Genomic DNA, 14,993 nt, shown 5'->3' with positions numbered 1-14,993 from the left:
GCCAGTAGGGTGGTCGCACCTGACCCAGTGCTGAAAGGGCCCGCGTGTTCCGCAAGATCCTGGTCGCCAACCGTGGCGAGATCGCGATCCGTGCCTTCCGCGCGGCGTACGAACTCGGTGCCCGCACTGTCGCTGTCTACCCGTACGAGGACCGCAACTCGTTGCACCGCCTCAAGGCCGACGAGGCCTACCTGATCGGAGAGCGCGGCCACCCGGTCCGGGCGTACCTCGACGTCGCGGAGATCGTGCGGGTCGCGCGCGAGTCCGGCGCCGACGCGATCTACCCCGGCTACGGCTTCCTCTCCGAGAACCCGGACCTGGCTGCGGCCGCCGCAGCTGCCGGCATCACGTTCATCGGCCCGGGGCAGCACGTGCTCGAGATGGCGGGCAACAAGGTCACCGCGAAGGAACACGCGATCGCGGCGGGGGTCCCCGTGCTCGCGAGCACGCCGGCCAGCCGCGACGTCGACGAGCTCGTCGCCGGGGCGGAAGCGGTCGGCTTCCCGGTGTTCGCGAAGGCCGTCGCCGGCGGTGGCGGCCGTGGCATGCGGCGCGTCGAGACGCCGGAGGAACTCCGTCCCGCGTTGGAAGAGGCGATGCGGGAGGCCGACAGTGCCTTCGGCGACCCGACGATGTTCCTCGAGCAGGCCGTGCTCCGCCCGCGGCACATCGAGGTCCAGATCCTGGCCGACGCCACGGGCACGGACGCCGGCACGATCCACCTGTTCGAGCGGGACTGCTCCGTGCAGCGCCGCAACCAGAAGGTCGTCGAGATCGCCCCGGCGCCGAACCTCGAACCCGCGATCGCGAGCGCGCTGCACCGCGACGCCGTGGCCTTCGCCCGGTCGATCGGGTACGTCAACGCCGGCACGGTCGAGTTCCTGCTCGACACCGTGGGCGAGCGCGCCGGGCAGCACGTCTTCATCGAGATGAACCCGCGCATCCAGGTCGAGCACACCGTGACCGAAGAGGTCACGGACGTCGACCTCGTGCAGTCGCAGATGCGGATCGCGGCGGGGGAGACCCTCGCCGACCTCGGCCTGTCCCAGGACACCGTCGTCGTCCACGGCGCCGCCCTGCAGACCCGCATCACGACCGAGGACCCGACCCAGGGCTTCCGTCCGGACACCGGGCGCATCACCACCTACCGCAGCCCCGGCGGTGCCGGCGTCCGCCTCGACGGCGGCACGGTCGCCACGGGCGCGCAGATCAGCCCGCACTTCGACTCCATGCTCGCGAAGATGACGTGCCGCGGCCGCAACTTCCCGAGCGCCGTCGCCCGCGCGCGTCGGGCCCTGGCGGAGTTCCGCATCCGCGGCGTCAGCACGAACATCCCGTTCCTGCAGGCCGTGCTCGAGGACCCCGACTTCGCCCGCGGCGACGTCTCCACCGCGTTCATCGGCGAGCGTCCGCAGCTGCTCGGCGGCCACGTGTCGAAGGACCGCGGCACGAAGGTCCTGAACTGGCTGGCGGACGTCACGGTGAACAAGCCGAACGGCACGCCCGCGGCGCACGTCGTGGACCCGGCCGCCAAGCTCCCCACCGGCATCGACCTGTCCACGCCCGTGTCCGAGGGTCAGCGCGACCGCCTGCGGCTGCTCGGTCCGGCCGAGTGGGCGAAGGCCCTCCGTGCGCAGACCGCGCTGGCGGTCACCGAGACCACGATGCGCGACGCGCACCAGTCTCTCCTCGCCACGCGGGTCCGCAGCAAGGACCTCGTCGCGGTCGCGCCGTACGTCGCGCGGCTCACGCCACAGCTGCTGAGCGCCGAGGCCTGGGGCGGCGCGACCTACGACGTCGCACTCCGCTTCCTCGGTGAGGACCCGTGGGAGCGCCTGGCCTCGCTGCGCGAGGCGATGCCGAACATCCCGATCCAGATGCTGCTGCGCGGCCGGAACACGGTCGGCTACACCCCGTACCCGACCGAGGTCACCGACGCGTTCGTCGCCGAGGCCGCCGCCACCGGCGTCGACGTCTTCCGGGTCTTCGACGCGCTGAACGACGTGCGCGCCCTCCGACCCGCCCTGGAGGCCGTGCTCGCCACCGACACGGCCGTCGCCGAGGCCGCGCTCTGCTACTCCGGCGACCTGCTGGACCCGGCGGAGGACCTCTACACGCTCGACTACTACCTCCGGCTCGCCGAGCAGATGGTCGAGGCCGGTGCGCACGTCATCGGCATCAAGGACATGGCCGGGCTCCTCCGCGCGAGCGCCGCCGAGAAGCTCGTCAGCGCGCTGCGCGAGCGCTTCGACCAGCCCGTCCACGTGCACACCCACGACACCGCCGGTGGTCAGCTCGCGACGCTCCTCGCCGCGGCCCGCGCCGGCGCGGACGCCGTCGACGTCGCCGCCGCGCCGATGGCCGGCACGACGAGCCAGCCGAGCATGTCGGCACTCGTCGCGGCCCTGGCGCACACCGAGCGCGACACCGGCATCTCGCTCGACGCCGTCGGCGACCTCGAGCCGTACTGGGAAGCGGTGCGGCGGGCGTACGCGCCGTTCGAGTCCGGGCTCGCCGGGCCGACCGGTCGCGTCTACAAGCACGAGATCCCCGGCGGGCAGCTCTCGAACCTCCGCCAGCAGGCCATCTCCCTCGGGCTCGGTGACCGCTTCGAGCAGGTCGAGGACTGGTACGCCGAGGCGAACCGGATCCTCGGGCGCCCGACCAAGGTGACGCCGTCGTCGAAGGTCGTCGGCGACCTCGCGCTGCAGCTCGCGGCGGTCGACGCCGACCCGGTCGACTTCGAGCAGAACCCGCAGAAGTACGACATCCCGGACTCGGTCATCGGCTTCATGGCGGGGGAGCTCGGTGAGCTGCCCGGTGGTTGGCCGGAGCCGTTCCGCACGAAGGTGCTCGCGGGCCGGACGGTCTCGCTCGAGATCACCCAGGTGCCCGAGCACGAGCGCGTGCACCTGGACACCCCGGGGTCGGACCGCCGCAGTGCCCTCAACCGCCTGCTGTTCGAACAGCCCACCCGGCAGTTCCAGCAGGTGCGCGACGAGTACGGCGACCTCTCCGTCGTCTCGACGGTCGACTACCTCTACGGGCTCCGTCCCGGCGAGGAGCACGTCGTGTCCCTCGGCAAGGGCGTGGACCTGCACGTGGGGCTCGAGGCCATCGGCGAGGCCGACGACCGGGGCATGCGCACGGTCATGGCGACGCTGAACGGGCAGCTCCGTCCGGTGTACGTCCGCGACCGCTCGATCCAGGTCGAGACGAAGGCCGCCGAGAAGGCGGACCGGACCGACCCGCAACAGGTCGCGGCGCCGTTCTCCGGCGTCGTGACGCTCAAGGTCGCCGTCGGTGACGTCGTGACGGTCGGGCAGGCCGTCGCGAGCATCGAGGCGATGAAGATGGAAGCGGCCATCACGGCGCCCGTTGCGGGCACCGTCGGCCGACTCGCGATCCCGGTGACCCAGCAGGTGGACGCCGGCGACCTCCTGGTGGTGCTGCAGTAACGTGACCGTCCGTCCCATCCGCCTGTTCGGCGACCCTGTCCTCCGTTCGCCCTCGGACCCGGTGCGCATCGGCGCCGACGGTGTCCGCGAGCTCGTGCAGGACCTCATCGACACCGTCAAGGAGCCCGGCCGCGCGGGGGTGGCAGCGCCGCAGATCGGTGTCGGCCTGCGGGCGTTCTCGTACAACGTCGACGGCGAGGTCGGCTACGTCCTCAACCCCGAGCTCGTCGAGGTCTCGGGAGAACCCGAGTTCATGGACGAGGGCTGCCTGTCCGTCCCCGGGCTCGCCTACCCGACGAAGCGGTACCCCTACGCCAAGGTGCGCGGGGTCGACGTCGACGGCAACCCGGTCGAGGTCGAGGGCACCGGGCTGATGGCCGAGGCGCTCCAGCACGAGACCGACCACCTCGACGGCACCGTCTACGTGATGACCCTCGAGCCGGAGACCCGCCGCCAGGCGCTCCGCGACGTCCGCGCACAGGAGTGGTTCCACTAGCAGGCCCCCGTCGCGCTGTGCAGCCCCCGGACGCGGGCATGCCGATGTCGGTGGCGCTGTGTACGGTTGCCGCGTCCGGGTCACTTCCGGGCCGACCAGGGGCAGGGGACACAGCATGCACAGGACTCCAGGGACGCGACGACGAGTCACGTCCATCGCGGTGGCGGCGGCGTTCGTCGCACTCGTCGGCACCACCATCAGCGTCGTACCGGCAGCGCAGCCGGCTCAGGCGGCCACCAAGCAGCAGGTCGAGTCGCCGGACTTCGCGTCCGAGGTCTACGGCGACCCGTGGGACTACTCCAACGCGGAGGACCAGAACACCGACGAGGTGGGCACCTCGGCGGCCATCAGCAACGGCAAGCTCCGGGTCGCCCTGCGCTCGGGTGACCACGTGTCGCTCGTCCAGACGGTCAGTGGCAGCCTGCCGTACGGCCGCGACGGCGCCTCGCAGCCGATCGACGCCTCCCGCTACAAGCGGCTGTCGTTCAAGATGGACCAGCCCTTCACCCGGCAGATCGGCGCGGTCTACTGGTGGACGTGCCGTGAGAAGACCTCGGAGTGCGGCGGTGGCGTCACCTTCCCCGTCACCCCGGGCAACCAGGTCTACGACATCTCGCTCTCGAAGGCGTCCACGCTCCAGGGCAAGCGGCCGTTCTCCGGCAAGATCGTGGCACTGCGACTCGACCCGGTGGTGCTGCCGGCCGGCAAGTCCGGCACGGCGCTCATCGACTGGACCCGACTCCGCGGTGCCGGTGGCGACCACGCCGCGTACCCGCCCGGGACCTACGGCGACACCGTCGTGGCACGCCGACCCCGTCCCGTCGTGGACTCCCCGAACGCGTCGCAGGGCGTCGACCTCGCCACGAAGCAGCGCGGCACGCCGTGGGTGTTCACGAGCCCGGCTGCCGCGCAGGGCATCGGCATCAAGTACGCGACGATCCTCGGGTACAACAACGCGGGCATGACGGCGCGGAACTCGGGGCAGTACCCCGGCGACTCGCAGCTGTCCCTGCCGGTGTCCCGGTTCGACGCCAGCACGTACCACAACCTCGCGTTCGAGTACACGTACGACGGCCCCTACTCCCTCGCCGCGACCCCCGGCGGCGGCAAGATGGCGCGCCTGATCTGGTGGGACCCGAGCTCGACGGTGCCGCAGATCGGGAACGACATCCTGACGTACTCCGGCGTCAATGCTCGAGAGGTGAACCTCGACCTCAACGCGCAGAACGACCTCGACGAGGACGCCCTCTCCCCGAAGCTCGGGTGGGCCGGTCGCACGGTCTCCCAGCTGCGCTTCGACCCGAACGAGGACCCGGGCGCGCTGACCTGGCACCTCCGCTCCCTGCACCTGCGTGCCGACCCGGTCGCCTACGGCAGCACGACGGTGAAGTTCCACGACGGCGCCTGGGTGTCGGGGACCACGGCCACCGTGTCCGTCGCCCGCACGGGCACGAGCTCCTGGCACACGATCGCCAAGAACGTCGCCGTGAAGAAGGGCTCGAACTCGGTGCGCTTCTCCGTCGCCGGACTGTCGCAGTCCAAGTACCGCGTGCGGGTCGCCGTCACGCACCCGGGCGTTGCCACCGCGACCGCCAAGTCGCCCGTGGTCGTCGCCATGCGTCGCTGACACCAGCACGAACGACGAACGCGGCACGCCTCACGGTGTGCCGCGTTCGTCGTCTCCTGGGGCCCGTGCCGACATGACGCTGCCTCGTCTGTGCCGCATTCGTGTGACACCCCAACGCGGGATTGTCGTCATGTCCGGACGAAGCGGTACCGTGTCCCGGTCGGACTTCCCACCGACACGGTCTCCCACCTCCAGGACGCACGATGACACTCCACTCCGACGAGCTCAGCTCGCACCGCACCCGCACCAACCGGCGACCCGAGACGCTCCCCGCGTCGACTGCTGCCACCGCGGTCCTCGAGCCCGAACAGGCCCAGGAACCCGCCTCCGCCTGACTCTCGGGGGCGCGGGTCAGCGACGACGACGTCGACCGTCACCCGCAGGATCCGCTGCCGGACCGACACCCCCGGCCAGGCAGCGGACACCCGAGGAACCAGCCGCACCAACGCACTACCGCACCACAGCACTACCGCACCACGCCGGAGGCCCGGTGCCGGCCCACGAGACCGGCACCGGGCCTCCGGCGTGTCGAACTGCCTCAGTGCCCCGGCACCGGGACCCGTCGGCTCACCGCCGCCGGCGGCCCTCGACCACCGGCGTCGCCGTGGTCTGCACCTTCGACCCTGAGTAGATGTGCTCGACGTCCGCGGCGAAGTCCTTCATGACGACCGACCGCTTGATCGTGAGCTTCGGGGTGAGGTGCCCGGAGGCCTCGGACAGCTCGGTGTCGATGATCGTGAACGACCGGACCGACTCGGCCCGCGAGACCCGTCCGTTCGCAGCGTCGACGGCCTCCTGCACCGCGTGGAGCACGCGCTCGTCGTAGGCGGCCTCGTGCGCGGACAGCGCCGGCGCGATGCCGCGCGACTCGCACCAGCCGGGGAGCATGTCGCGGTCGAGCGTGACGAGGGCCGCGATGAACGGCTTGCCCTCGCCCACGACGACGACCTGTCCCACCAGGGGGTGCTCGCGGATGCCGTCCTCGAGCGGGGCCGGCGCGACGTTCTTGCCGCTCGCCGTGACGATGAGCTCCTTGGCGCGGCCCGTCACCGTGAGCACGCCGTCGCCGTCCAGGTGGCCGAGGTCGCCCGTGCGGAACCACCCGTCGGCGAAGGCGCGCTCCGTCGCCTCGGTGTCGTGCCAGTAGCGGTCGAAGACGTCCACACCGCGGATCAGGATCTCCTGGTCGTCGGCGATGCGGATCTCCACGCCGGGCAACGCGCGGCCGACGGAGCCGATGCGGAGCTCGTCGGCGCGGTTGACGGTCGCGGGCGCGGTGGTCTCCGTCAGGCCGTAGCCCTCCAGGATCAGGACGCCGATGGAGCGGAAGAAGTGCGACAGCCGGGGGGAGAGCGGTGCCGACCCGCTGATCGCGTACCGGACCCGGCCGCCGATGGCGCTCCGGAGCTTGGCGTACACGAGCCGGTCGAACAGGCGGAAGCGCAGTGCCAGCCCGAGCGGGACCCGACCGGCAGCCACGGCCTCGGAGTGCGCGACGGCGGTGGCGGCTGCTGCCCGGAACACGCGGCCCCGTCCGGCGAGGTCGGCCTTCTGCTCGGCCGAGTTGTAGATCTTCTCGAAGACCCGGGGCACGGCGAGCAGGAACGTCGGCTGGAACGTCGACACCGCGCGCATCAGGTCCTTCGTGTCGGGTTCGTGCCCGACGAGGGTGCCGGCCGAGATGCTCATCACGGCGATGAAGCGCGCGAACACGTGGGCGAGCGGGATGAAGAGCAGGGTCGAGGCATCGCCCGCGACGATCTCGGACATGGCGTCGGTCGAGCCCTCCACCGTCGCGGTGAAGTTGTCGTGGCGGAGCACGCAGCCCTTCGGCCGACCGGTCGTGCCCGAGGTGTAGATGATGGTGGCGTCGTCGCGGCCGTGCACGGTCGCGGTCCTGGCGTCGAGGTCGTCGTCGGTGACGTCCTCGCCGAGCCGGGTCAGGTCGTCGAGGCCGCCGCCGTCGATGGTCCAGTGCTGCCCGAGGTGCGGCAGGTCCGGCGCGATGCCGGCGACCCGCCTGGCGTGCTCCTCCTGCTCGACGACGATCGCCACGGACTCCGAGTCACCGAGGACGTGCCGGACCTGGTCGGGGGAGCTCGTCTCGTAGACGGGCACGGACACCAGCCCGGCGGTCCAGATCGCGAAGTCGACGAGCGTCCACTCCATCCGGGTCCGGCAGAGGATCGCCACGTGTGCGCCGGGCTCCAGGCCGGCGGCGACGAACCCCTTCGCGATCCCGCGGACCCGGCGGAGGACCTCGTCCGCGCGGATGGTGGTCCACGTGTCACCGTGGCGCTCGGCCAGGATCGGCCGGTCCGGGGTGCGACGCGCCCGGTCGGCGAGCAGTCGCGCTGCGGAGCCGTGGTCCGGCGCGGCGGGACCGGATGCGCGGACCGCGGCAGGACCGGTTGCACGGACCGGCGCGGCGGGCCCGGATGACCGGACCGGCGCGGCGGGCTCGGATGACCGCACCGGCGCTGCGGGCCCGGACGTGTGGTCCTGTGTCGGAGACCCCTCTACGGGTCGCTGATCGTTCACGGCAACTCCCTTGTCGACCGGTTCGATGGCGAGTGCGTCTCACGTTGACGACTCGGATCCCAGCATAGAGGCCGACCTCGCACGTTCGATGAGTACGCACCGAACGGGTAGGCTCGTCCCTCGTGCAGGCCATCGGAATCGACATCGGGGGCACCAAGATCGCGGGAGCGGTCGTCACGGAGCTGGGCGAGATCATCGCCGAGGACCGTGTGGCCACGAACGCTGCGGACCCGGACGCAATGCTGGACGACGTCGTCACGATGGTCCAGCGCCTCAGTGCGCAGCACCAAGTGGGAGCCGTCGGCGTCGCCGCGCCGGGCTTCATCGACGCCTCGCAGTCGATCGTCTACTACACGCCGAACATCCGCTGGCGGAACGAACCCCTGCGGCAGAAGCTCCAGCAGCGACTCGGCGACCTGCACATCACCGTCGACAACGACGCCAACGCCGCCGGGTGGGCCGAGTTCCGCTTCGGTGCCGGTCGGCTCGTCTCCGACATGACGATGCTCACGATCGGCACCGGCGTCGGCGGCGCCATCGTGACCGAGGACCGGCTGTTCCGCGGGGGCTTCGGCACCGGCGGCGAGATCGGGCACCTGCGCGTCGTCCCGAACGGCCTGCCGTGCGGGTGCGGTGCCCGTGGCTGCATCGAGCAGTACGGCTCCGGCCGCGCCCTGCAGCGCATGGCGAACGACGTCGCCGACGCCGGCGGCATCGGCGTCGCGCTGGCCCAGGCGCGTGAGGACAACGGCGGACACCTCGACGGCGCCGTCGTGGGCGAGCTGATCCTGGCCGACGACCCCGGCGCCCTCGCGGCACTCCGGCGTCTCGGTCGGCACCTCGGAGAGGCCTGCGCCTCGCTCTCCGCCGTGCTCGACCCGCAGCTGTTCGTCTTCGGCGGCGGCGTCGCGAGCGCGGGGGAGCGCCTCCTCGAGCCGATCCGTCAGGCCTACCTCAACAACCTCCCGGCCCGGGGCTACCACCCGGAGCCGGAGTTCGTGATCGCCGAGCTCGTGAACGACGCCGGCGTGGTCGGTGCCGCGGACCTCGCGCGCATCCACGCCCGCACTGCCTAGCACCACCGTCCGCCGTCCCCCGACCCGGAGTCGATGATGCTCTACTGGTTGCTCAAGAACTTCCTGCTCGGTCCGCTCATCCTGACCCTGTTCCGGCCGTGGGTCGTCGGGCGCGAGCACGTGCCGAGCTCGGGGCCGGTCATCTTCGCGTCGAACCACGTCTCGTTCATCGACTCGGTGATCCTGCCCGCGGTGCTCGACCGGCGCATGTCCTTCCTGGCGAAGAGCGACTACTTCACGGGCCGTGGCCTGAAGGGCTGGGCGACGAAGACGTTCTTCAACGCCATCGGCCAGCTCCCGATCGACCGGTCGGGCGGCAAGGCCTCCGAGGCTTCGCTCCGCACGGGCCTGCAGGTCCTGGCCCGCGGTGAGCAGCTCGGCATCTACCCCGAGGGCACCCGCAGCCCCGACGGCAAGCTCTACCGCGGCCGCACCGGCATCGCGCGGATGATCCTCGAGGGCCGCGTGCTCGTCATCCCCGTCGCCATGGTCGGCACCAGGGAGGTGCAGCAGATCGGCCAGCGGTTCCCGAAGTTCAAGCGCGTCGGCGTCGTGTTCGGCAAGCCGCTCGACTTCTCGCGCTTCCAGGGCTTCGAGACCGACCGCTTCATCCTCCGCAGCGTCACCGACGAGGTCATGCACGAGCTCGCCGGCCTGAGCCGCCAGGAGTACGAGGACGTCTACGCGACGAGCGTCAAGGAGCGTGCGAGCTCCGCCCGCGCACAGGTCGTGCGGGCTACCGCCAAGCGCGAGCGACGGGGCACGGCCGGACGGTAGGCTCAGACGGTCCCGGCAGCACCGTCGGGAGCGCCACCCACGAGAACTCAGAGGTACCGCCTTGTCCGAGTCGCCCGACTTCGTCGCCCTGCAGGATCCGGACGTCATCGAGGGCCTCGACTATTGGCGCACCCTCCCGATCAAGCAGCAGCCCACCTGGCCCGACCAGGCCGCAGCCGAGGCCGCCTCGGCGGAGATCGCGACGCTGCCGCCCCTCGTCTTCGCGGGGGAGGTCGACCAGCTCCGCGACCGCCTCGCCGCCGCCGCGCAGGGCCGGGCCTTCCTGCTGCAGGGCGGTGACTGCGCCGAGACCTTCGCCGGTGCCACCGCCGACTCGATCCGTGACCGCGTCAAGACGATCCTGCAGATGGCCGTCGTGCTGACGTACGGCGCCTCGATGCCGGTCATCAAGATGGGCCGCATGGCCGGGCAGTTCGCCAAGCCCCGCTCGAGCGACCTCGAGACCCGCGGCGACGTCACCCTTCCGGCCTACCGCGGCGACATCGTCAACGGCTACGACTTCACCCCGGAGAGCCGCCAGGCCGACCCGCGCCGCCTGGTGCAGGGCTACCACACGGCCGCGTCGACGCTGAACCTCGTCCGTGCCTTCACGCAGGGCGGATTCGCCGACCTGCGCCAGGTGCACTCGTGGAACAAGGGCTTCGCGTCGAACCCCGCGAACGCCCGGTACGAGCACCTCGCGAAGGAGATCGACCGCGCGATCCGCTTCATGGACGCCTGCGGTGCCGACTTCGAGCAGCTGAAGCACGTCGAGTTCTTCGCCTCGCACGAGGGCCTGCTCATGGACTACGAGCGCCCGATGACCCGGATCGACTCCCGCTCGGGGCTCGCCTACGACACCTCGGGCCACTTCATCTGGATCGGGGAGCGCACCCGCGACCTCGACGGCGCCCACGTGGACTTCCTGTCCCGTGTCCGCAACCCGATCGGCGTGAAGCTCGGCCCGACCACGAGCGTCTCCGACATGGAAGCGCTCATCGACAAGCTCGACCCGAACCGCGAGCCGGGCCGCCTGACGTTCATCACCCGCATGGGCGCCGGGAGGATCCGGCACGAGCTGCCCAAGCTGCTGCAGGCCGTCAAGGGCATGGACGCCAACCCGCTGTGGGTCACGGACCCCATGCACGGCAACGGCCTGACCACGCCGACGGGCTACAAGACCCGTCGCTTCGACGACGTCGTGGACGAGGTCCTCGGCTTCTTCGAGGTCCACCGCGAGGCCGGCACCTACCCGGGCGGCATGCACGTCGAGCTCACGGGAGACGACGTCACCGAGTGCCTCGGTGGCTCCGAGCAGATCGACGAGGCCACCCTCGCCACCCGCTACGAGTCGCTCTGCGACCCACGCCTCAACCACATGCAGTCCCTGGAACTGGCGTTCCTGGTGGCCGAGGAGCTGGGCGCGCACCCGTACCCGCCGCGCTAGTCGCGTCGCGACCAGGTCACGGACTGGAGGCCCGGTGCCAGCTGGCACCGGGCCTCCAGTCTTCTCGGTGGTCGCGCCCACCGCACGCCGCCGGCGAGACTCGACTGTCCGGACGCCCTGCGCGGTCCGCACCGCGCACGTCGTCCGCCCGGCCGAGACTCGGCGGGCTACTGGTCGTAGGCCAGGGCGATCGTGTCGCCCTTGTGCACCGTCGCGCCGCCGCCCGGGTCAGTCGAGCGCACCGGCAGCAGCGACTTCCAGTCGTAGAAGCCGCAGAGCACGTTGGTGCAGTCCGGGTAGGAGACCTTCAGGCCGAGCGCCTCGAGCGTCGAGGTCGCCTGGTTGATCGTGGCGCCGTGCACGTCCGGCAGCGTGATCGGCGTCGGACCCTTCGACACGACGAGGTCGACGGCCGTGCCCTTGACCGCCGGGTCGTCGCGCGGGGTCGCGGAGATGACCTGTCCGTCGGGGACGTCGTCACTGAAGCGGGCCTCCTGCGTGCCGACGGTCAGCTCGACCGCGGCGAGGGCGGCCTGCGCGTCGGCGACGGGCTTGCCGGTGACGTCGGGGACGGCGCCGAGCGAGACCGTGAGGGTCACCGGACCGCGTTGGCCGTACTCGGAGACCGACGACAGGTCGACGGTCTCGCCGCCGGTGCTCCGACCGGTCGCCGCGATCACGGTGTCCTTCGCCACGTCGGCCGAGAACTGGTACTGCGGGTCCTGCAGGTCGAAGTCGTCGTCGAGTGCTGCCTGCGCCGTGGAGACCGACTGCCCGACGATCGCGGGGAGGGCGATCATCTTCGGGCCGTTCGACACGAGGATCTGGATCGCGGTGCCCTTCTGCACCACGCGGGCGGCGGCGGGGGCGGTGGCGGAGACGCGGCCCTTCGCGACGACGGTGTCGAAGCGGGCGCCGGTGCGGTCGGCGGTGCGGAGTCCCTCGGCCTCGAGCATCTGCCGGGCCTGGGACACCGACTTGCCGGCGACCTGGGGGATCCGGACGTTGCCGCCGGGCCCGGGGCCGAACCACCAGCCGACGCCGGCAGCGGCGAGGGCCAGCACGAGGAACACGACGAGCGCGATCCAGCCGCGCTTCCGGCGCTTGGCCGCCTTGTCGGCGAGGCGCTGGCTGGCGGGGGAGAGCGCTCCGGGTGTCTGCCCCGTGCGGCGGGGACCCGGCTGGTTGCGTCCCCGGTCGCTGGCGGTCGGGGCACCGCCGGTCCGTCGGGGTTCGAGCACCGTGGTGGCATCGGTCGCATCGCGGGTCCGGTCGGGGTTCGGTGCGCCGGCCGGCAGGATCGCGGTGGCGTTCTCCGGGCGCAGGACGGCCGTCCGGTACTGCCCGGTGGCGCGCTGCTGGTTGCCGTTGATGTGCTCGAGCATCTCGCGGGCGTCGCGCGGACGGTCGTCGGGATCACGGGCCGTGGCCCACGTGACCAGGTCGTCGAGCTCCGAGGGGACGCCCGGGGTGACGACGCTCGGCGCCGGGACGGTGTCGTTCGCGTGCTGGTAGGCGATCTGCATCGGCTGCTCGCCCTTGTAGGGCTGCTCGCCGGTGAGCATCTCGTAGAGCATGATGCCGACCGCGTAGACGTCGCTGCGGGAGTCGGCAGCGCCGCGGGTCACGAGCTCGGGGGACAGGTACGCGATCGTCCCGAGGAGCGCTGCCCCGGTGGCGGTGTTCTGGGACGCGGCGCGCGCGAGCCCGAAGTCGCCGAGCTTGATGCGGCCGTCGTCGGCGAGGAGCACGTTCTCGGGCTTGAGGTCGCGGTGCACGATGCCCGCCCGGTGCGCCGAGGCCAGTCCGGCCAGCACGGCACGGAGGATGTCGGTGGCCTGCTCGGGCGTCAGGGCGTGGTGCTCCTGCAGGAGGTCCCGCAGCGTGATGCCGGGGATGTACTCCATCACGATGTAGGCGGTGTCGTCCTCGGCCCCCTGGTCGTACACGCCGACGAGGTTCGGGTGGGACAGCCGCGCTGCCGAGCGGGCCTCCTGGATGAAGCGTTCCCGGAAGGCCTGGTCGTCGGCCAGGTGGCCGTGCATGATCTTGATCGCCACGCGGCGTTCGAGCCGGACGTCGGTCGCCAGGTACACGGTCGCCATGCCCCCGCGCGCGATCCGCGAGCGCACGCGGTACCGCTGGTCGATCATGCGACCGATCATGGGGTCCGTGGCGGCGTTCGTGCTCATCGGCGGCATTCTACGAAGGCGGGCGCGATCCGTCGGCGGGGACGCACCGGCCGTGATGCAATCTCGATCTGGAGGATGAGCCGCGCCCGCGGTCGGGAGGCCGGCGCCGTCCCGACCGCGACGGTGCTCAGAGCGACGCCAGCCAGGCGGTCGCTGACTTCTCCCACTGCGCGTACGCCTTCGGGTAGGCGGAGATCTGGACGGCCTGGGCGGCGTCGGCCACGCTCTTGGACGCCCACCCGCGGACGTCGAGCAGGCCGACGGTCGTGCCCTTGTTCGGGTTCGAGCGGCCACCGAAGAACAGGCGGGTGGCGTACATGGGGTCCTGCAGCTGCGCCGCGGTGCCCCAGCCCTGGCTCGGCCGCTGCTGGAACAGGCCGACTGAGTCGCGGTCACCGTGGGGCAGGTTGCGCAGGCTCGACTCCTGCATGGCCGCGGCGAGGGCGATGACGATGCCGCGGTCGGGCACGCCGAGGGAGCGGCCGACGTTCACGATCGTCTGCGCGTTCGCCCGCTGTTCGGCGGAGAGCGACGGTCCGGATGACGGCAGCACCAGGGTCTTGCCCGCGTAGATCGTGCTCGTGTAGGTCAGGCCGTTCGCCGACAGGAGCGACGACACGGCGACACCGTGCGCTGCCGCGATCGAGGCGATCGTCTGACCGGCCCCGATCGTCACGGAGCCGGCGGACGAGGACGACGGCGTCGTCGAGACCGGTGCGGCTGCGGGTGCCGCCGCCGCGGGGGCTGCGGCGGGGACCGACGTGGCACGGGGGACCCGGAGGGACTGGCCCGGCTGGATGACGCTGCCGAGCGACAGGCCGTTCGCCCGGAGCATCGCCGAGGTCGACACGCCCACACGGGCGGCGATGCCCGAGACGGTGTCGCCCTGCTTGACGTGGTAGACCGCGCCGCTCGGTGCCGCTGCACGAACGGGGGCTGCGACGGCCGGGGTCGATGCCAGGTGCAGCGTCTGCCCGGGGTGGATGATCGTGTTCCAGCCGAGGCCGTTGCGCACGAGGACCTCCTGCGCCGACAGGCCGTAGCGGGCCGCGATGGCGGAGACCGTGTCGCCCTGCTGCACGGAGTACGTGGTGGGGGCCTTCCGCACGGCGGACACCGTCGTCACGGTCGGCTTCGCCGAACGGGCCACGGCGGGGCTGTAGACCGAGCGGTGTCCGACGCTGTGGTCCTCGTCGACGTGGCGCTTGTTCGCGGCGCCGTCGTCCTCGTGCCGCGTCTCAGCGTGCGCGACCGGCCCGGTGAGCCCGGCGGTGACGGCGATCGTCCCGGCCAGGACGATGGGCATGGTGGCGAATCTGGCGGAACGTGCGCGTCGTGCGCGGTCGTCGGCGTCGGTGTCCACGGGGTGCTCCTGTCAG

Annotated in this window: 10 protein-coding genes; 7 read left to right on the top strand and 3 right to left on the bottom strand. The window is 71.7% G+C overall.

Annotation, left to right across the window (positions count from 1 at the left end):
• Nucleotides 1–44: 44 nt before the first annotated feature.
• The 4 genes from BIU98_RS11990 to BIU98_RS19985 all read left to right on the top strand — a co-directional run bounded on the left by BIU98_RS11990 (nucleotide 45) and on the right by BIU98_RS19985 (nucleotide 5,916).
• Entirely contained in the window at nucleotides 45–3,458 is a 3,414-nt protein-coding gene (locus BIU98_RS11990) for a pyruvate carboxylase (RefSeq protein ID WP_071276139.1), read from the top strand.
• A gap of 1 nt (nucleotide 3,459) precedes the next feature.
• Complete coding sequence (def, locus tag BIU98_RS11985) at nucleotides 3,460–3,954, top strand: peptide deformylase (protein WP_071276137.1); 495 nt, start codon at nucleotides 3,460–3,462, stop codon at nucleotides 3,952–3,954.
• 115 nt (nucleotides 3,955–4,069) lie between these two features.
• Entirely contained in the window at nucleotides 4,070–5,581 is a 1,512-nt protein-coding gene (locus BIU98_RS11980; RefSeq protein ID WP_139200682.1) for a hypothetical protein, read from the top strand.
• Between the two features lie 203 nt (nucleotides 5,582–5,784).
• Nucleotides 5,785–5,916: a hypothetical protein gene (locus BIU98_RS19985; protein ID WP_302847968.1), complete on the top strand. Its 132-nt coding sequence runs from the start codon at nucleotides 5,785–5,787 to the stop codon at nucleotides 5,914–5,916.
• Between the two features lie 232 nt (nucleotides 5,917–6,148).
• Here the strand turns inward: BIU98_RS19985 and BIU98_RS11975 are convergent, their stop codons facing one another.
• Nucleotides 6,149–8,056, bottom strand: a complete 1,908-nt coding sequence (locus BIU98_RS11975; protein ID WP_071276133.1) for a long-chain fatty acid--CoA ligase — start codon at nucleotides 8,054–8,056, stop codon at nucleotides 6,149–6,151.
• A gap of 188 nt (nucleotides 8,057–8,244) precedes the next feature.
• Here BIU98_RS11975 and BIU98_RS11970 point away from each other — a divergent pair, with 188 nt between their 5' ends.
• The 3 genes from BIU98_RS11970 to BIU98_RS11960 all read left to right on the top strand — a co-directional run bounded on the left by BIU98_RS11970 (nucleotide 8,245) and on the right by BIU98_RS11960 (nucleotide 11,422).
• Nucleotides 8,245–9,198: an ROK family glucokinase gene (locus BIU98_RS11970; protein WP_071276131.1), complete on the top strand. Its 954-nt coding sequence runs from the start codon at nucleotides 8,245–8,247 to the stop codon at nucleotides 9,196–9,198.
• 36 nt (nucleotides 9,199–9,234) lie between these two features.
• On the top strand, nucleotides 9,235–9,975 hold the full coding sequence (locus tag BIU98_RS11965; RefSeq protein ID WP_071276533.1) for a 1-acyl-sn-glycerol-3-phosphate acyltransferase: 741 nt from the start codon (nucleotides 9,235–9,237) through the stop codon (nucleotides 9,973–9,975).
• Between the two features lie 61 nt (nucleotides 9,976–10,036).
• Nucleotides 10,037–11,422, top strand: a complete 1,386-nt coding sequence (locus tag BIU98_RS11960; protein ID WP_071276129.1) for a class II 3-deoxy-7-phosphoheptulonate synthase — start codon at nucleotides 10,037–10,039, stop codon at nucleotides 11,420–11,422.
• Nucleotides 11,423–11,589: 167 nt separating this feature from the next.
• Here the strand turns inward: BIU98_RS11960 and pknB are convergent, their stop codons facing one another.
• Together pknB and BIU98_RS11950 are read right to left on the bottom strand one after the other, a co-directional pair.
• The gene (pknB, locus tag BIU98_RS11955) at nucleotides 11,590–13,614 is read right to left on the bottom strand and encodes a Stk1 family PASTA domain-containing Ser/Thr kinase (protein WP_071276127.1); all 2,025 of its coding nucleotides are present in this window, start codon (nucleotides 13,612–13,614) and stop codon (nucleotides 11,590–11,592) included.
• 127 nt (nucleotides 13,615–13,741) lie between these two features.
• Nucleotides 13,742–14,920 (bottom strand): LysM peptidoglycan-binding domain-containing protein, encoded by a 1,179-nt coding sequence (locus tag BIU98_RS11950; RefSeq protein ID WP_083393223.1) that lies wholly within the window; start codon nucleotides 14,918–14,920, stop codon nucleotides 13,742–13,744.
• Nucleotides 14,921–14,993 lie beyond the last annotated feature (73 nt).

The organism is Curtobacterium sp. MMLR14_010 (genome assembly GCF_001865015.1).
Taxonomy (GTDB): domain Bacteria; phylum Actinomycetota; class Actinomycetes; order Actinomycetales; family Microbacteriaceae; genus Curtobacterium.
The sequence above is the reverse complement of the archived record's forward strand: the minus strand, read 5'-3'. Positions and strand labels throughout refer to the sequence as shown.